The 17,287-nt window shown below is 62.3% G+C and carries 17 protein-coding genes and 1 tRNA gene; 15 read left to right on the forward strand and 3 right to left on the reverse strand.

What is annotated here, in order from left to right; translation table 11 throughout:
* The first annotated feature begins 101 nt into the window (after window positions 1-101).
* From M727_RS0111000 to M727_RS0111010, 3 genes are all read left to right on the forward strand, one after another.
* Entirely contained in the window at window positions 102-1,010 is a 909-nt protein-coding gene (locus M727_RS0111000; protein WP_027152737.1) for an alpha/beta hydrolase, read from the forward strand.
* A 52-nt stretch (window positions 1,011-1,062) separates the two neighbouring features.
* Window positions 1,063-1,153: transfer RNA gene (locus M727_RS0111005), tRNA-Ser, on the forward strand.
* 408 nt (window positions 1,154-1,561) lie between these two features.
* The gene (locus M727_RS0111010; RefSeq protein ID WP_027152738.1) at window positions 1,562-2,779 is read left to right on the forward strand and encodes a porin; all 1,218 of its coding nucleotides are present in this window, start codon (window positions 1,562-1,564) and stop codon (window positions 2,777-2,779) included.
* Between the two features lie 337 nt (window positions 2,780-3,116).
* On the opposite strand, the gene M727_RS0111015 is transcribed toward M727_RS0111010, so the two are convergent.
* Complete coding sequence (locus tag M727_RS0111015) at window positions 3,117-4,796, reverse strand: sulfotransferase (RefSeq protein ID WP_027152739.1); 1,680 nt, start codon at window positions 4,794-4,796, stop codon at window positions 3,117-3,119.
* Window positions 4,797-4,954: 158 nt separating this feature from the next.
* Between M727_RS0111015 and M727_RS0111020 the strand changes: the two genes are divergently transcribed.
* The 9 genes from M727_RS0111020 to M727_RS0111060 all read left to right on the forward strand — a co-directional run bounded on the left by M727_RS0111020 (window position 4,955) and on the right by M727_RS0111060 (window position 13,738).
* The gene (locus tag M727_RS0111020; protein WP_027152740.1) at window positions 4,955-6,067 is read left to right on the forward strand and encodes a pyridoxal phosphate-dependent aminotransferase; all 1,113 of its coding nucleotides are present in this window, start codon (window positions 4,955-4,957) and stop codon (window positions 6,065-6,067) included.
* A 220-nt stretch (window positions 6,068-6,287) separates the two neighbouring features.
* Complete coding sequence (locus M727_RS0111025) at window positions 6,288-6,944, forward strand: TetR/AcrR family transcriptional regulator (RefSeq protein WP_027152741.1); 657 nt, start codon at window positions 6,288-6,290, stop codon at window positions 6,942-6,944.
* Between the two features lie 58 nt (window positions 6,945-7,002).
* Window positions 7,003-8,166, forward strand: coding sequence for an isovaleryl-CoA dehydrogenase (locus tag M727_RS0111030; RefSeq protein ID WP_027152742.1), 1,164 nt, complete (start codon window positions 7,003-7,005; stop codon window positions 8,164-8,166).
* A gap of 84 nt (window positions 8,167-8,250) precedes the next feature.
* Complete coding sequence (locus M727_RS0111035) at window positions 8,251-8,643, forward strand: AbrB/MazE/SpoVT family DNA-binding domain-containing protein (RefSeq protein WP_027152743.1); 393 nt, start codon at window positions 8,251-8,253, stop codon at window positions 8,641-8,643.
* Window positions 8,640-9,023, forward strand: a complete 384-nt coding sequence (locus M727_RS0111040; RefSeq protein ID WP_027152744.1) for a type II toxin-antitoxin system VapC family toxin — start codon at window positions 8,640-8,642, stop codon at window positions 9,021-9,023. The genes M727_RS0111035 and M727_RS0111040 overlap by 4 nt, the downstream gene beginning before the upstream one ends.
* Before the next feature lie 5 nt (window positions 9,024-9,028).
* On the forward strand, window positions 9,029-10,636 hold the full coding sequence (locus tag M727_RS0111045; protein WP_027152745.1) for a carboxyl transferase domain-containing protein: 1,608 nt from the start codon (window positions 9,029-9,031) through the stop codon (window positions 10,634-10,636).
* 3 nt (window positions 10,637-10,639) lie between these two features.
* A complete protein-coding gene (locus tag M727_RS0111050; RefSeq protein ID WP_027152746.1) occupies window positions 10,640-11,200 on the forward strand; it encodes an O-acetyl-ADP-ribose deacetylase in 561 nt (186 codons plus the stop codon).
* An 89-nt stretch (window positions 11,201-11,289) separates the two neighbouring features.
* Window positions 11,290-11,664 (forward strand): hypothetical protein, encoded by a 375-nt coding sequence (locus tag M727_RS0111055; protein ID WP_027152747.1) that lies wholly within the window; start codon window positions 11,290-11,292, stop codon window positions 11,662-11,664.
* A 115-nt stretch (window positions 11,665-11,779) separates the two neighbouring features.
* Entirely contained in the window at window positions 11,780-13,738 is a 1,959-nt protein-coding gene (locus tag M727_RS0111060; RefSeq protein WP_027152748.1) for an acetyl/propionyl/methylcrotonyl-CoA carboxylase subunit alpha, read from the forward strand.
* 116 nt (window positions 13,739-13,854) lie between these two features.
* On the opposite strand, the gene M727_RS0111065 is transcribed toward M727_RS0111060, so the two are convergent.
* Complete coding sequence (locus M727_RS0111065; protein WP_027152749.1) at window positions 13,855-14,976, reverse strand: ABC transporter substrate-binding protein; 1,122 nt, start codon at window positions 14,974-14,976, stop codon at window positions 13,855-13,857.
* Between the two features lie 448 nt (window positions 14,977-15,424).
* Window positions 15,425-15,691 (reverse strand): sel1 repeat family protein, encoded by a 267-nt coding sequence (locus M727_RS0111070; protein WP_027152750.1) that lies wholly within the window; start codon window positions 15,689-15,691, stop codon window positions 15,425-15,427.
* Window positions 15,692-16,153: 462 nt separating this feature from the next.
* Between M727_RS0111070 and M727_RS0111075 the strand changes: the two genes are divergently transcribed.
* From M727_RS0111075 to M727_RS0111085, 3 genes are all read left to right on the forward strand, one after another.
* Window positions 16,154-16,498: a DUF2147 domain-containing protein gene (locus M727_RS0111075; protein WP_027152751.1), complete on the forward strand. Its 345-nt coding sequence runs from the start codon at window positions 16,154-16,156 to the stop codon at window positions 16,496-16,498.
* Window positions 16,499-16,784: 286 nt separating this feature from the next.
* Window positions 16,785-16,937 carry a hypothetical protein gene (locus M727_RS42340; protein WP_198032632.1) on the forward strand — a complete coding sequence of 51 codons (153 nt, stop codon included), beginning with the start codon at window positions 16,785-16,787 and terminating at the stop codon, window positions 16,935-16,937.
* Window positions 16,938-16,972: 35 nt separating this feature from the next.
* On the forward strand, window positions 16,973-17,167 hold the full coding sequence (locus M727_RS0111085; protein ID WP_027152752.1) for a hypothetical protein: 195 nt from the start codon (window positions 16,973-16,975) through the stop codon (window positions 17,165-17,167).
* Window positions 17,168-17,287: the final 120 nt, after the last annotated feature.

The following is a 17,287-nucleotide window of genomic DNA, read 5'->3' on the forward strand; positions in this document are numbered from 1 at the left end:
TGTCCCGCCGACATCTCGAAAATGACGCTTCGATTTGACCACCCCCGCCCTCGCCTGTAGCAGTCGAGACGATCCGACAACGGCGAGGAATCGAGTCCCAAATGTCGAGCGGTTTTTCCGACTTCTTCTACGCCTCGCCGGACGGGCTTGAACTCCACGCCCGCATCTATGGCGAAGCGAATTCCGGCCACTGGCCGGTCGTCTGCCTGCCCGGCCTAACCCGCAATTGCCGCGATTTTCATGAGTTGGCGCTGCATCTGTCGCGGCGGGCGCAAACGCCGCGAAAAATCGTCGCTTTCGACTATCGCGGGCGCGGGCAATCCGCCTACGACCCCGATATCGGCCACTACAATATCGGCGTCGAAGCCGGTGACATCCTCGCCGGGTTGGCGGCGCTGGGCATCGAGGAAGCGGCGTTCATCGGCACGTCACGCGGCGGGCTGATCGTCCATGTGCTCGGCGCGATGCGGCCGGCAGTCCTGCGGGCTATCGTGCTGAACGATATCGGCCCGGTGCTCGAGACCGGCGGTCTCGCCCATATCCGCTCCTATCTCGAGCGCGCGCCGAAGCCGAAAACCCACGCCGAGGCCGTCGGCGCCCAGCGCGGCGCGCATGGCAGCGACTTTCCTGCTCTGACCGAGGCGGATTGGGAGCGGATGGTAGCGGCGCTCTACCGAGAGACGGTTGAAGGATTATTGCCGGATTTCGACCCGAAGCTGGTCGAGACACTGGCGGGACTCGACCTGACCCGGCCACTGCCAGACATGTGGCCGCAGTTCGAGGCGCTGACGGCGATACCCTTGCTCGCCATCCGCGGCGCCAATTCGAAGCTGCTGTCCGCCGAGACCTTCGAACAGATGCGAAAGCGTCATCCTTGTGTCGAGACGATCACGGTCGAAGGCCAGGGCCATGCGCCTTTCCTCGATACCGGCGGCCTGCCCGGCGCCATCGCCGCTTTTCTGGACAGGACCGAGCAACGCTTCGCCGGGAGCCGGTTTTTTCAACGATAATGGGTCAGGCTTGTTGATTGTGCCGGCGCTTTTCTTTATCCACCAGCGCAACGGAGAGGTGGCCGAGTGGTCGAAGGCGCTCCCCTGCTAAGGGAGTAGAGGTCAAAAGCTTCTCGTGGGTTCGAATCCCATCCTCTCCGCCATCCCGCTTCGCGCTCGCCGCTTTTCGCCATGCGGCGATTCTGCGGCAATGCCTTGGCCGGCGACTCACAGACATCGCCGCAATTGCGGCAGGCAATTGCCGGAATCGGCCGGATTGCAAGGCCTGGCCCAATGGGTCTCCAACCTGTCTCCGACGGGGCAATGGTTAATGGGAGCTTTCCGAGTGAGGCCAAATCGTGTCATTTGTGCAACAAGGCAGGGTGATAGCGCCTGCACAGACCTTTCGCCGATGCGATGGTTGTTGAACGCCGCCGCCTCATGGGTAATGTCGGGTTCGAAGGAGCGGCGCGGTGCGCATCTTTTTCGGTAGTGGGGATGGGGCAGGGAACGCTGTCCTTCAGCAAAGAATACCCAGACCCGTTTTTTAACTTTTGACTGGAGGTCAGAAAATGAACATCAAGAGCCTTCTTCTTGGCTCCGCTGCGGCTCTGGTCGCAGTTTCCGGTGCGCGCGCCGCCGACGCCGTCGTCGTCGCCGAGCCGGAACCCGCTGAATACGTCCGCATCTGCGACGTCTACGGCGCTGGCTACTTCTACATCCCCGGCACCGAAACCTGCCTGCGCATCGGCGGCTATGTCCGCTACGACATCGGCGTCGGTGACGTCGGCTCGTTCGACGGTGCTGAGAACTTCGACGTCGAGGACGGCGACATTCAGGACACCTACTACAAGCAGGCGCGCTTTAACCTGAAGACCTGGACCGGCCAGGAAACTGAGCTCGGCACCTTGAAGACCTACACCGAGACCCGCTTCAACTTCGGCAACCGGAACCGGCACGTCAGCAGCACATACGTCCCCGGTGTCGATCCGGACGGCGACGGTCCGCTGCCCGCGCCGCCAGGTGAGACTATCATTGATGTCGCTAACCCTGCCGAAAACAAAGGCATTTCGCTGAACTTCGCCTGGATCCAGCTCGGTGGCCTGCGCGTCGGTAAAGACGAATCGGCCTTCGATACGTTCATCGGCTACGCCGGCAACGTCATCCAGGATACGCTGGTTCCCTACGGCGGCTTCGACACCAACGTCGTCCAGTACTATTTCGACGCCGGCAACGGCTTCTCGGCCGTGGTCTCGCTCGAACAAGGTTATGGCGACTTCACGATCGACAGCTATGTTCCGCATGTCGTCGGCGGCGTGAAGTGGACGCAGGGCTGGGGCGCCATCACCGGCGTCATTGCTTACGATGCCAACTACGAAGAAGTTTCCGGCAAGGTCCGCCTCGACGTCACCCCGATGGAGAACCTGTCGCTGTTCATCATGGCCGGCTACGGCACTGACGACAACTACGAGGATCCCGGCTTCGCACTACCCGTCGCCGGCGGCCGCGGCATGTACAAGCTGTGGAGCGGCAACTGGGCGGTCTGGGGCGGTGGCACTTACACCATCAACGAGAAGACCTCGTTCAACACCCAGATCTCGTATGACGAAGGCGAAAACCTCGGCATCGCTGCCAATATCGCTTACGATATCGTTCCGGGCCTGACGATCACGGCCGAAGTCGATTACCTGCACGCCGGCGAGTTCGGCGAGGCCGGCTTCAGCAACTGGACCGCTGCGGACGACGAAGACAGCCTCGGCGGCATGCTCCGCTTCCAGCGCTCGTTCTAATCAGCAGCCTTTGACTGAACTCGAACCCGGCGGGCAACCGCCGGGTTTTTTCGTGTCGGCGTGGCTGTCAAGGGCGCCGATACCGGTCAGGGTCGTTCTGTGATCGGGCTGAAAGCCGGGCTGCGCAGAATTTGGGCGGCAGTGATCCTTCGCGCTGTCCCTCCGGCGTTTCGAACTATTCTGCACCGCAGCAGCGCCTGGACGGAACAGGAATAGGCGTCGCTCCACCCTGCGAAAGCATGGTGGCCTGCGGCCATCGCAGTTGGGCATTCGGCGGCTGAAGATCAGCTATACGCTTGCGACCCGCGGTCCGCGCAATGCGGACCGCCTCCCCCGGTCAAATCTCAGCAAGATCGCCTAGCGACTGGATCAGCGATTGAATTTCGTTTTCATAGTTCTTCCAGCGCTTGACCGACGATTTGTAAATCGGCTGGCGAACCTGCCAGCGGCTGGGCGTGTTGACCGAGCCATCCCTGTCGAAAAAGCGCAGGCAGGCGTCATCCCAGGGCAGCCCGAGATAATCTATCAGGCGGCGTGACTGGGCTTCCTGGTCGTCGACCAGCTTCTCGTAGCGGTTTTCGAAGATAAGGCCTGGAAAGACCTCGTTCCAGTGCCGCATCAGGCGGTCATATTCGCGATAGTACAGGCCTAGTGTTGTCAGGTCGGTGTTGTAGCTGTGTGCCTCGCTGAAGTTGAGGACGAAGCAGGAGACGCAATTGTCGATGGCGTCACGACGGCAATGAATGATGCGCGCGTTGGGGAAAAGAAGCCCGATAAGGCCGATCAGTTCAAAATTGTGCGGCGTCTTGTCCACGACGCGAAGTGCGGCAGGCGCCCGCTCCCGCAAATAGGACAGATGCTCTTCGGCCAAGGTTCTGGACAGGTCTTCCGTGATCGAGGTGATCGGCTGGCTCAAATCACCAGCCGATAATGTCTTGAGGCCGATCGCATTCGCGACCCGACTCAGTTTGCTAAGCTCCCCTGCGCCATGAACGTCCGGATGGCTGGCGCAGATCTGCTCGGTGAGCGTCGTCCCCGAGCGTGGCATGCCAACCACGAACACAGGCGCTTCGGAAGGATTTCCATAGCCGGCGCGGTCAGCCAAAAAGTCCGGCGTGAAGGTTTCGATCATCGAATCGACCCACCGACGATACAGGTCGATATCGAACCTTTGGCCGGAGGCCTGTTTCGCCTTGTTGAAATGGTCGAATGCCTCGTCATAGCGCTTGAGGTCATTCAGCACCTTGCCGGCGGCGTGATGGAGTTGCTGCGCGCCTTCCGAACCAAGTTTCGGATTACCGAGCTCACGAAGGATGGATTGGAGTTCCTCAGGCTCCTCGGTGAAGCTTCGCGTCTGTACAAGGTCGTTGTAAGCAGCCGGCACGCCAATACGACGTGCGATTGCTTCTCTCAGATATGCGGCGGCTTCATCCATACGCCCCAGGCCGCTGAGCGCGCTGGCCAGCCCGGCTCGCACCTTGGGATGATCGCGGTTGATTTTCAGCGCCTTTTCGTAAAGCGGTAAAGCCATGTCGGGCTTGTCGAACGCCGTGTAAGTGCGCCCCAATGCACAAAGTGCTTCGATAAGGCCGGGCTGCAGTTCCAAGGCATACTGCATATGCTTGATTGCTGGCGAATACTCGCTGACCTTCACATAGGCCTCGCCCAGGCTGAGATGATAGTACGGGTTTTTGGGTTCCTCGCCGACCGCCCGTGCGAAATATCGCAAGGCCCTCTCATCATCGTAACCCAGGTAGATGGTCCCCAGGATGTACAAGGCGAGCGGATGATTTGGCGTGCGCTCCAAGACCCGAAGGCATAGGTCCTGAGCCTCGTCGAGCCGCTTGGCCTGCTGAAAGGCATATGCTTGTTTCAGCAATGCGTCGTCGGCCTGCGCACGCGATTGGGCGCTTGCTTTCTGCGGGCTCACCAAAGGCTTCACTATCGGCCCCTTCACTTTCGGCGCGGGTCCGGGCTTGATGTGCTTTGACCAGGCAGGCGGGAGTCGATTGTTCATGATATCTCGCTAGCAAAAAGAGATATCTCGCTAGCAAAAAGTGAGGGGGGAATCCAGCATGCTGGCTGCAGCCAAGGCGGGAGCTTGCGCGGCCACCTGTGCCGCGCTAGCAAGAAGGCCCTTTTCGAGCGAGCCCCCTTTTCGAACGAGCCTTCGCCATGCGCCAGCGCCCTCCCCTCACGCCGATCATCAGCGCGCTTCCTTCGACGGTGCCGTTTGTCGGCCCGGAGGCGCAGGAGCGGGATCGCGGTCGCGCCTTTCGCGCCCGCATCGGCGCCAATGAGAGCAGTTTTGGCCCCTCGCCGCGCGTCATCGCGCGCATGGCCGGCATCGCCCCCGACATGTGGATGTATTGCGACCCCGACAATCACGATTTGAAGCTGGCTGTTGCCGCGCATCTTGGCGTTGGCGCCGAAAACGTGGTGGTCGGCGAAGGCATAGACGGGTTGCTCAGTCTGGTGGCGCGCATGTATGTGGCGCCGGGCGACGCGGTGGTCACGTCGCTCGGCGCCTATCCGACCTTCAATTTCCATATTGCCGGCGTCGGCGGCCGGCTGGTCGCGGTCCCCTACGAGAACGACCGGGAAAGTCTGGACGGCCTGTTGGCTGCGGTCGCCAGGGACAAAGCGCCGCTGGTCTACCTGTCCAACCCGGACAATCCGATGGGCAGCTGGTGGGAGGCGGCCGAACTCATCCGCTTCATCGAAGCCCTGCCGGAGACCACCATGCTGGTGCTCGACGAGGCCTATGGCGAATTGGGTCCCGGCTCGGCGCTGCCGCCGATCGACGTGTCACGGCCGAACGTCATCCGCATGCGCACCTTCTCAAAAGCCTACGGGCTGGCCGGCATACGCTGCGGCTATGCGGTGGCCGACGCCCAGGTGATCCGCGATTTCGAGAAGATCCGCAACCATTACGGCGTCAGCCGCATGGCGCAGATCGCCGGCGTCGAGGCTCTGGCCGATCAGGACTATCTCAAAAGCGTGGTGGCGCGGGTCGCTTCCGGCCGCCGGCGCATCGACGGGATCGCCGAGGCCAATGGGCTGAAGCCGCTGCCCTCGGCTACCAATTTCGTCACCATCGACTGCGGCGGCGACGGCGCCTTCGCGCTGAAGGTGCTGCAGGCGCTGCTGTCACGCGATGTGTTCATCCGCAAGCCGATGGTGCCGGGGCTCGACCGCTGCATCAGGGTCAGCGTCGGCCTCGACCACGAGCTCGACATTTTTGCCGAGGAATTGCCCGGCGCGCTGGCGGCGGCACGGCGGAGCTGAAAGGCGCTCTTCCTTCTCCCCTTGTGGGAGAAGGTGGATCGGCGCGCAGCGCCGAGACGGATGAGGGGTGTTGGACGGAGTGCCGGCGGTGCCAAGCTGGAACACCCCTCATCCGACCTCGCTTCGCGAGGCCACCTTCTCCCACAAGGGGAGAAGGAGGAGTCGCGCTCTTGAATTAATTGAACGTTCGTTTTATTCTTACCCTCTCAACGAGGCTTGCATGGCGCGCACGACCGGTTCCGACGGCGAAAAGACCGAAGCAGCGGTCCGCGAGGCGGCGGTCGGCCTGATCGCGCGTCTCGGCTATGAGGCAATGTCGATGCGCCAGCTGGCCGCCGAGGTCGGCGTCCAGGCGGCGGCGCTCTACCGCTATTTTCCGACCAAGCAAGACCTGTTGTTCACGCTGATGCGCGAGCACATGGAAGGCCTGATCGAGGCGTGGGACGCGGCGCGCCCGGCCGCGGCCGATCCGGCGACACGGCTCGCCGCCTATGTCGAAAACCACATCGCCTTCCATGTCGAGCGTCGCCATTCCACCCATGTCTCGAACATGGAATTGCGCAGCCTGTCGCATGACCGCCTGACGCAAATCCTGCGTATGCGCACCGCCTATGAGAAGGAGCTGCGCGTCATTTTGCGCGACGGCGCGGAAGCCGGCGTCTTCGACGTCGAAGACACAGGGCTGACAGCCATGGCGCTGATCCAGATGATGACCGGCGTCATCGTCTGGTTCCGGCCGGGCGAGCGGCTATCGATCTCGGAGGTAACCGCCACATATCTTTCAATGACGATGCGCCTGGTTGGAAGCAAAGGCCCATGGCGCGACAACGACCTGCAGCGCCGCAGCCGGCGAGCAAAGGACGCTGTAGCACTTTGATTTTGCGCCCTTCCCGAAATCGAATTCGATTTCGGGGCCGTGCGCCGGGAGAAACGGCATGTACACGCACACACTCAACTTCGGGCTTGACGAAGACATCGAAGCGCTGCGCGACCTGGTGCGGCGCTTCGCCCAGGACAAGATCGCCCCGATCGCCGCCGAGATCGACCGCTCGAATGAATTTCCGGCGCATCTGTGGGCCGAGCTCGGTGGGCTCGGCCTGCTCGGCATCACCGCCGATCCGGAATTCGGCGGCACCGGCATGGGCTATCTCGCCCATGTCGTGGCGATGGAGGAGATTTCGCGCGCCTCGGCCTCGGTCGGCCTCTCCTACGGCGCCCATTCCAACCTCTGCGTCAACCAGATCAATCGCTGGGCAACACCGGCGCAGAAGGAAAAATTTATGCCTGCGCTGTGCAGCGGCGAAAAGGTCGGCGCGCTGGCAATGTCGGAATCCGGCGCCGGCTCCGACGTCGTGTCGCTCAAACTGCGCGCCGAAAAGCGCAATGATTGCTATGTGCTCAACGGCACCAAGATGTGGATCACCAACGGCCCGGACGCCGAGACGCTGGTCGTCTACGCCAAGACCGATCCAGAACTCCAGTCGCGCGGCATCACCGCCTTCATCGTCGAAAAGGATTTCGCCGGATTTTCCGTCGCGCAAAAGCTCGACAAGCTCGGCATGCGCGGCTCCAACACCGGCGAACTGGTTTTTTCGGATGTCGAAGTGCCGTTCGACAATGTGCTGCATGAGGAAGGGCGCGGCGTCGAGGTGCTGATGTCGGGCCTCGACTACGAGCGCACGGTGCTCGCCGGCGGCCCGCTCGGGCTGATGGCGGCGTGCCTCGATGTGGCGGTCCCCTATGTGCACGAACGCAAGCAGTTCGGTCAGCCGATCGGCGAGTTCCAGCTGGTGCAGGGCAAGCTCGCTGACATGTATACGACGATGAACGCCGCGCGCGCCTATGTCTATGCCGTCGCCGCCGCCTGCGACCGCGGCCAGACGAGCCGCAAGGACGCCGCCGCCTGCGTGCTGTTCGCTGCCGAGAAGGCGACGCAGATGGCGCTCGACGCCATCCAGCTGCTGGGCGGCAATGGCTACATCAACGACTATCCGACCGGCCGGCTTTTGCGCGACGCCAAGCTCTACGAGATCGGCGCCGGCACCAGCGAGATCCGCCGCTGGCTGATCGGGCGGGAAATCATGGCGGAAGGAGTCTGATGGCGCTATCTCCTGAATTTGCCATGCTGGACGATTTGCCCCATATTTCTCCTGAGATGTCATATTTCCGGACCGAGGCAGAACATGGCGAACGGAACCGAAAAGGTCGGGTTTGACGAGAACCCGCCGACACAATTCGACGCAGGAGCTCAAAAAACTCCGCTCCGGCTGCCAGCGAAACGCGAGCGCGTCAGACTTGGCGAGGGCGGACGCTTCGTGATCCCGGCTGCGATGCGCGAGGAAATCGGCGTGAAGCCTGGTGAAGACTTGATCCTTCATGTCGAGAACGGCGAGTTGCGGGTAAGGTCGTGGCTTCGGAACCTGCGGCGCGTCCAGGCCGAATTGTCAGCGTTGAAAAAGCCCGGCGAAAGTGTCGTCGACGAATTTCTGAAGGAGCGGCGGGAAGAACAGCGTCGAAGCAACAAGCGTTTCGACCGGCTTCATGCCGAAGGAACGGCGAGGAAGGGAGCGAAGTGAAACCTTACGTCATGGACAGCTCGGCGGCGCTTGCGATCCTGCTTAACGAGAAAGGCACCGATATTGCCCTGGGTTTCGCGCCGGATGCGCAATGCAGCTCCGTCAATGCGGCCGAAATCATCGCCAAGCTGATCGACAAGGGGCGCAGCATGGAAGAGGCCGCGGACGACCTCGCCAGCCTCGGCATGCCGGTCGCTGTTTTCGACGAGATGATGGGCATCGCCGCCGGTCAGCTTCGCGAGCTGACGCGGCATCGCAGCTTGTCGCTGGGCGATCGGGCCTGCCTGGCCCTGGCAATTCGCGAGAACGCCATAGCCGTCACCGCCGACCGCGGCTGGGGCGACCTGGATATCGGCTGCAAGATCGAACTGATCCGGTAACGCCAATGGCCCCCCTCACCTCGCAGATCTCGCCAGCCTCCGACACCTTCCGCGCCAATGCCGAGCGCATGCGGGCGCTGGTCGCCGACATTGCGCAAAAGGCGGCAACCGTCGAGCGTGGCGGCTCGGAGGAAGCGCGTGAGCGCCACCAGAGCCGCGGCAAGCTTTTGCCGCGCGAGCGCCTCGCCCAATTGCTCGACACCGGCTCGCCATTCCTCGAAATCGGCCAGTTCGCGGCGTGGTCGATGTATGGCGAGGATATCTCATCGGCCGGCATCATTGCCGGCATCGGCCGCGTCGAAGGCACGGAAGTGATGGTCGTCGTCAACGATGCCACGGTGAAGGGCGGCACCTATTATCCGCTGACGGTGAAGAAGCATCTGCGCGCCCAGGAGATCGCGCTGCAGAACAGATTGCCTTGCGTCTATCTGGTCGACAGCGGTGGCGCCAACCTGCCCAACCAGGACGAGGTGTTTCCCGACCGCGACCATTTCGGCCGCATCTTCTACAATCAGGCCAACATGTCGGCTGCTGGCATTCCGCAAATCGCCTGCGTCATGGGTTCGTGCACGGCGGGCGGCGCCTATGTGCCGGCGATGTCGGACGAGACGATCATGGTACGCAACCAGGCGACCATCTTCCTCGGCGGTCCGCCGCTGGTGAAGGCCGCCACCGGCGAGGACGTCAGCGCGGAGGAACTGGGCGGCGCCGAGGTCCACACGCGGCTTTCCGGCGTTGCCGATCATTTTGCGCTAGACGACGAGCATGCGCTGGCGATCGCGCGCCGCATCGTCAAGAACCTCAATCGAAAGAAGCAGATCGGGCTGGCGCTGCGCGATCCGATTGCGCCGCTTCATGCAGCCGAAGAACTCTACGGCATCGTGCCGACCGATCTGCGCCAGCCCTATGACGTGCGTGAAGTGATCGCCCGCATCGTCGACGGCTCCGAATTCGACGAGTTCAAGCAGAATTATGGCACCACGCTGGTCACCGGCTTTGCCCATCTCAACGGCATGCCGGTCGGCATCATCGCCAACAACGGCGTGCTGTTTTCCGAAAGTGCGCTGAAGGGCGCGCATTTCATCGAGTTGTGCTGCCAGCGCAAGATTCCGCTGATCTTCCTGCAGAACATCACCGGCTTCATGGTTGGGCGAAAATACGAGGCCGGCGGCATCGCCAAGGACGGCGCCAAGCTGGTGATGGCGGTCGCCACGGCCCGCGTGCCGAAGGTCACCATGATCATCGGCGGCTCGTTCGGCGCCGGCAATTACGGCATGTGCGGACGCGCCTATTCGCCACGCTTCCTGTGGATGTGGCCGAATGCCCGCATTTCGGTGATGGGCGGCGAGCAGGCGGCCACCGTGCTGGCCGTGGTCAAGCGCGAGGGGATCGAACGCAAGGGCGGGGAATGGAGCGCGGAGGAGGAGGCAAAATTCAAGAAGCCGATCCTGATGAAATACGAGCATGAAGGCCACCCGCTGTATTCCTCCGCCCGGCTCTGGGACGACGGCATCATCGATCCGGCCAAGACGCGCGAGGTGCTGGCGCTCAGCCTGTCCGCAGCGCTGAACGCCGGGATCGAGGAGACAAGCTTCGGCGTGTTCAGGATGTGACCGATGAGCGAGATCGAGGCAAGGATTCGCGTTCATGTCGGCGACATCACCAGGCTGGCGGTCGACGCCATCGTCAACGCCGCCAACACCTCACTTCTGGGTGGCGGGGGCGTCGACGGCGCCATCCACCGTGCGGCCGGCCCCGAACTTCTGGCCGAATGCCAATCCCTCAATGGCTGCAAGGTCGGCGACGCAAAACTCACCAAGGGCTACAGGCTGCCGGCACGCTATGTCATCCACACGGTCGGGCCGGTCTGGCAAGGCGGCGGCAAGGGCGAAGCCGAGTTGTTGGCCTCCTGCTACCGCCGGTCGCTCGAACTCGCCGCCGCCAAGGATTGCAGGACGGTGGCATTTCCGGCGATCTCGACCGGTGTATACCGGTATCCAAAGGACCAGGCGACGCAGATCGCCGTTGGCGCCGTGAGCGCCTTCATCAGCCACAACGCGGTTCCGGAAACCGTCATCTTCTGCTGCTTCGACCAACAGACGGCGGAACTATGCCAGCAGACGTTGCTGCGCAATGGCGGGAGCGTGACCAGCACAGGTAAGAAGAGCCATCCATAGTTTTCAGACTTTTTTTCATTACCCGATCTGGCCAGATGAAAGAATCGCGGCTATTGCTCATTGCAAATGCCAATGGGGATTGGGCGAAGATGAGACAGCAGCTTTTTCAGAAAACAACTGTATCTGTACTTGCAGGATTGCTTATATTAGCGGCACCCGGCATTGGAGCGGCGGAATCACTGGCGGGGAACAAAGGCGATACCCGGTTTTGGCCGGCTCTGTCGGGAAACCCGAAGTCCGATTGCACCAAAGCTTACAACGCCTATGTGGCAGCCAGCGGCCATTCAGCCTATGCGACCACCCCTTATATGCGGGTGACTTCGCTGTACATCATCTGCGGCACGCATCTGAATGCGCCGTCACAGAAGGCCGCCGAGGATCTGGCGTTGAAATCCTGCAAGGCCACCCGCAGCCGCTACAAGGTCACGACCGGAGGAGCTTGCGAGATCGCCGCCTCCAAGTAGGCAGGCTGGCTTACCGATCCTTTGACAATGGCCGGACTGCAAAGCAGGGTGTTGCCACAGCTCGCGTGAAGGAGCATTCGCGCCGTTGGCGGCAAGCTCTGGCTTTGGAGGTCCCATGTTCGCCAAAATCCTGATCGCCAACCGCGGCGAGATCGCTTGCCGGGTGATCCGCACCGCGCGCAGGATGGGCGTGCGCACGGTCGCCGTCTATTCCGACGCCGACGCCGGCGCCTTGCATGTCGGGATGTCCGACGAGGCGGCGCATATTGGGCCCTCGCCGGTCGGCGAAAGTTATCTGCGCGGCGACAAGATTGTCGCCGCGGCTTTGGCCACCGGCGCCGAAGCCATCCATCCCGGCTACGGTTTTCTGTCGGAAAACCCTGACTTCGTCGATCAGGTGACAGCGGCCGGGCTCGTCTTCATCGGTCCGTCGGCCGCCTCGATCCGCGCCATGGGGCTGAAGGACGCGGCCAAGCGGCTGATGGAGAAGGCCGGCGTGCCGGTTGTGCCGGGCTATCACGGCGAGGCGCAGGAGATCGTGCTGCTCGCCTCCAAGGCACGCGAGATCGGCTATCCCGTGCTGATCAAGGCGCGCGCCGGCGGCGGCGGCAAGGGCATGCGGCGCGTCGAACATTCCGACGACTTTTCCGAGGCGCTGTCGGGTGCGCGACGCGAGGCCAAGGCCGCATTCGGCGACGACCGCGTGCTGGTCGAGAAATATGTCGAGAAGCCGCGCCACATCGAGGTTCAGGTTTTCGGCGATATCTTCGGCAATGTCGTGCATCTCTACGAGCGCGACTGCTCGGCGCAGCGCCGCCATCAGAAGGTGATCGAGGAAGCCCCCGCCCCCGGGATGACGCCGGCATTGCGCAAGGCGATGACGGAGGCGGCGGTGAAGGCCGCCAAGGCGATCGACTATTCCGGCGCCGGCACGATCGAGTTCATCGTCGACGCCTCGCAAGGGCTGAAGGCCGACCGCTTCTGGTTCATGGAAATGAACACCCGCCTGCAGGTCGAGCATCCCGTCACCGAAATGGTCACCGGCACCGATCTGGTCGAATGGCAGTTGCGGGTGGCGTCCGGCGAAAAGCTGCCGAAGACGCAGAGCGAGATCACGCTCTCCGGACACGCCTTCGAGGCGCGCATCTATGCCGAGGACGCTGCAAAGGGCTTTTTGCCGGCGACGGGCACGCTGCATCACCTGAAATTTCCGGATACAGCGCCGGAGGGCGCCAGCATGCGGATCGAGACCGGCGTGCGGACCGGCGATGCCATCTCGCCGTTCTACGACCCGATGATCGCCAAGCTCGTCGTCCATGGCAAGAACAGGCAGGCGGCGCTCGAAGCACTGGGCATTTCCCTTTCGCAAACCGAGATCGCCGGCTCGACCGTCAACACCGCCTTTCTCGCGGCTCTCGCCGCTGACGCGGATTTTTCGGCAGGCGACGTCGACACCGGGCTGATCGGCAGGCACCAGCAAGCGCTGACCGCAGTGCCGCCGCCGAGCAGCGAGATCGTCGCCGCGGCCGCACTTGCAGCGTCCGGCGCCGGGGCTCAGGCGCCGACCCGCGAGCCGTGGTCGTCGCTTGCCGGCTATGCGCATTTCCACGCGATGGCGCGGCGCACGTGGCTTCGCTACGGCGAGGACGATATCCTCGCGCTTGTATCGATGCGGCCGGACGGGCGCTTCCAGGTGGCACTGGACGCACCTTATGACAGCGCGCTTGATCTTCGCGCTGCCCCTCGCCTCGCCCGCTGGCCAGGCCATGTCACTGTCTTTTCAGGCGCCGTCGGCTACAGCTTCGCGGTGCCGGACCCGTTGGCAAGGGCCGACGAAATCGCCGCCGGTGCCGACAGCCTGCGCGCGCCGATGCCGGGACTGGTCAAGCTGGTGCGCGCGGCAAAAGGCGAAACCGTCATCAAGGGCCAGCCGCTGTTGATCCTGGAAGCGATGAAGATGGAGCACACGATTTCCGCCACGCATGACGGGACGATCGCCGAGATCGCAACAGAGGGCGCGCAGGTCACCGATGGGACGGTGCTGGTGCGTTTTGCCGAGGAAGCCCACGGCTGACGCTGTTCATCCAAGGAGAGGCGACGACGGAAGACGCGCGCCGCAAACGCATGACCAAATGAAAATGGCCGGATCTGCCCCGGCCATCTCCGATTGTCGCCAGGCGAAGCCGGCGATCAAGGCTGGATCGGCGCGTATTTGCCGTCGTGCCACTGGTTGATGTCGTAGCTGACGTTCTTGAGGTCGCCCTTTTCATCGAAAGTGACGGGGCCGACGACGGTGCTGATCGGCTGGCCATTCTTCAGCGCTTCGGCAACCTTGGCCGGGTCGTCGCTGCCGGCGCGCTTGATGCCCTCGGCAAAGGCCTGGATCACGGCATAGGAGAACAGCGTAAAGCCCTCGGGCACGAAGCCGCCCGCCTTGATCTTTTCGATGGCCTGCTTGGCTTCGGGCTTCGCCTGCGGATCCGACGGGAAGACGAACATGGTGCCTTCGCCGGCCGGGCCGGCAACCTGCCAGAATTCCGGCGTGGCAATCGAGTCCGGCATGATCAGCTGGAACTTGAAGTCCTGTTCCGCCGACTGGCGCAGGATGAGGCCGGCCTCTGGGTGGTAGCCGCCGAAATAGACCACATCAGCCTTCAGCTCCTTGAGCTTGGTGACAAGCGCCGAATAGTCCTTTTCGCCGGCGTTGATGCCCTCGTAGAGGATCTCGTTGAGGCCGTTCTGGTTCATCGTCGCCTTGACGGCATCGGCCACGCCCTGCCCATAGGCGCTCTTGTCATGCATGATGACGACCTTCTTGCCGGCGTATTTCTTGGCGATCCATGGACCGATGAAGGCGCCCTGCGCATCATCGCGCGTATAAAGGCGCATGATCGTCGGCCAGCCGGATTTCGCCGCCGCGTCCGTCAGCTCCGGGTTCGACGAAGCCGGACTCATCATCATCGCACCGGCTTCGGCATAGACGGCCGAGGCCGGGATGCTCGAGCCCGAGCAGGCATGGCCATCGATGAACTTGACGCCGTTGGCGACGATGCGGTTTGCGACCGAAACCGCCTGCTTCGGATCGCACTGGTCATCCTGGACGTCGAGCTTGATCTGGCGGCCGTCGACGCCGCCGGCGGCGTTGATCGCGTCGGCCGCGGCTTGCGCGCCCTGCTTGAACTGGTCGCCGATGGTGGCAAGCTGTCCGGTCATCGGTCCGACCACCGAAAAGGTGATGTCTTCGGCGAAGGCAACCGGCGCACTCATCACCAGGCCGACTATGGCCGCGCTCAAAATACCCAACTTTTTCATGGCGATACAACTCCTCCACTCGCGCGCGGCCGCTCCGGCCACGCCTCTTCCAGAATAGGTGGGAGAATTTCACCCTTCGCCAAGCCTGTCTTGGCGCATCGGCGGCACTCGATTGGGCCTGCCGCCTTTCTGTTTGACTATGATCTTCTTCCAAAAACCGGTTTCCACTTTTTGGGATCGTGGTCCGAAACTGCGAAAAGCCGCGCCTGCCTTGTTCCGGCCGGTCGCGGCTTTGTCGATCGAACAGTCCCGAACGCTCCCACGCGCGCCCCGAAAACCGCTCGCCTTCCCTGTCGTCGCGCAGCTGGGCGTTATCCGGCCTGCCGCGTTCTTGTCATTTGTTGGCACGACCGTCTTGCGCGGCCTTGTTCTTGCCGGTCCGGCCGTCTTCGGCGGCCTTGAAGCGTCCCTGTCGGTGATCTCAGTACGTGATGAGCTCAGGCTAGACTTAGTGCATCGTCATCCATTCGCGGGCTTCGCGCAGCGCCCTGGCGATCTCGACCTTCGACATGGCGGCCGACAGTTCCGAGCGCAGTTCCGCGGCCCGGACCGAGCCCTTGATCGCAGCGATGTTGAACCATTTGTGGGCGGCGACGACATCGGTCTCGCAATCGCGGCCGGTCGCATACATCATGCCCAGTTCGAAAAGAATGTCGGCCTGGGCAGTTGCCCCCATGGCGCCAAAGCCGGCTTCAGGCATTTCAAAACGTGCCATTTCAATCCCCTGTTCTAGCCCCTGTCAGGCTCCCGAGAGCTGCCTCGTTCTGTCCCCTGGAAACCCTTGGGGCGACTGCTCTTTCGATGCTTTCGAGAATGAACCGAAGGCTTGAATCCGTCGTTAAACGGCGTGCTTAATTTGAGGAAAACAAAGCTAAAACAAGAGGTAAACGCCGAAATTTATTAACGATGCAAAGCCAGCAATTGCGCCGGTTTGCGCCAAAATTGATGAAAATTTGCGAGGCGCAAATCAAGACTCCGCTAACCACGGAAGACAAAGCCAGCATGCCCGGCATTTCATTTCTCGCCGACCAGACCGCTTCGGGCGGCTGGAAAAATCCTGAAGTCTTCCGCAGCGGCACCGCTTTTGTTTCGTCGGGAGGTGGATTAGCTTACGTTTGCGTAAGAGGCAGACCGGCGGGGCGCAACACCCGGCCGGATGCCCACAGGGAGGAGAAACATGTTTCGCAAAATCAGCATGGCCCTCGCGGCCACATTGATCATGGCCGGCACGGCTTGGGCCGACCCGATCGAAGGCAACTGGAAAACGCAAGCCGGTTCGACCGCCGCCATCACGGGCGGTGGCGACGCATTTTCCATCACGCTCAAATCTGGCAAGTTTGCCGGCAAGCGCATCGGTTCGTTCAAGGTGTCCGGCGCCAACAAATATACGGGGACGATAACCGACCCGGAGACCGACAAGACCTATTCTGGCAAGGCCTCGGTCTCAGGCGCTTCGCTCAAGATGAGCGGCTGCGTGCTCGGCGGGCTGATCTGCCGGAGCCAGACCTGGCACAAGCTCTGATCGTTTCGACTGCACCACAATGAAAACGGGGCCGCTAAGGCCCCGTTTTTGTTCGCGCCTCTGTGTTTGCGAACACCAATCGATCGCGTGAGCTGCGCCTTCTGCGCCCTAACAGCAATTTTAGCGCATCCTTCGTCCCCTGTCGGCGAGATTTGGGTCGGCAAGATTTGGTGGACGGTCGGCAGCCGGCACTCCGTCTAAATTTGAACCGCAGATGAACGCCGGCATCAGAACCGGTTCAGTAGCACCAGGGCATTCTCATGCGTGTTGAAGGAGACACCACGCCATGTTCGCCCGCCGCTTCACCATCGTCTGCCTGCTGATGAGCCTGTTCGGCATGTCGTTCGCCATCCTGGTTGCCGGGGCCGGGCGCCCGGCCCCCTCCTGGGACCAGGCCAATTCCTGCCGGTTCGGTTGCCCGAGCCACCTTCGCCATTGACGCCGACAAAACCCCTCAAAGAGAAGCAACAAGCCATGGACCGCATCGTCGCCAACGCCCTCAAGACCCTTCGGCTTGTGCCGCGGGCGACGCTCATCCTGATGGTTCTTGCAGCGCCGGTTCTGGCCGTGCCCTCGATGCGCGCCGATGCCGGCTCGACGATCGAAGCGCCGGCGCTGAAGAAGACCGGCGTCGGCTTTGTGCTGTTGGTCAGCCTGCGGCGCGGCTAGGCCAATCGGCCGTCATCAAAACCATGCAAAAAAACGACCCTTCGGCCCCCTCCCAACCGCATGGCCAAGCCTCTATATTGGGTCATGGAAAAGCGAATCTACCCCCAAGCCATAGACTCA

The organism is Mesorhizobium sp. WSM2561 (genome assembly GCF_000513915.1).
GTDB lineage: Bacteria > Pseudomonadota > Alphaproteobacteria > Rhizobiales > Rhizobiaceae > Mesorhizobium > Mesorhizobium muleiense.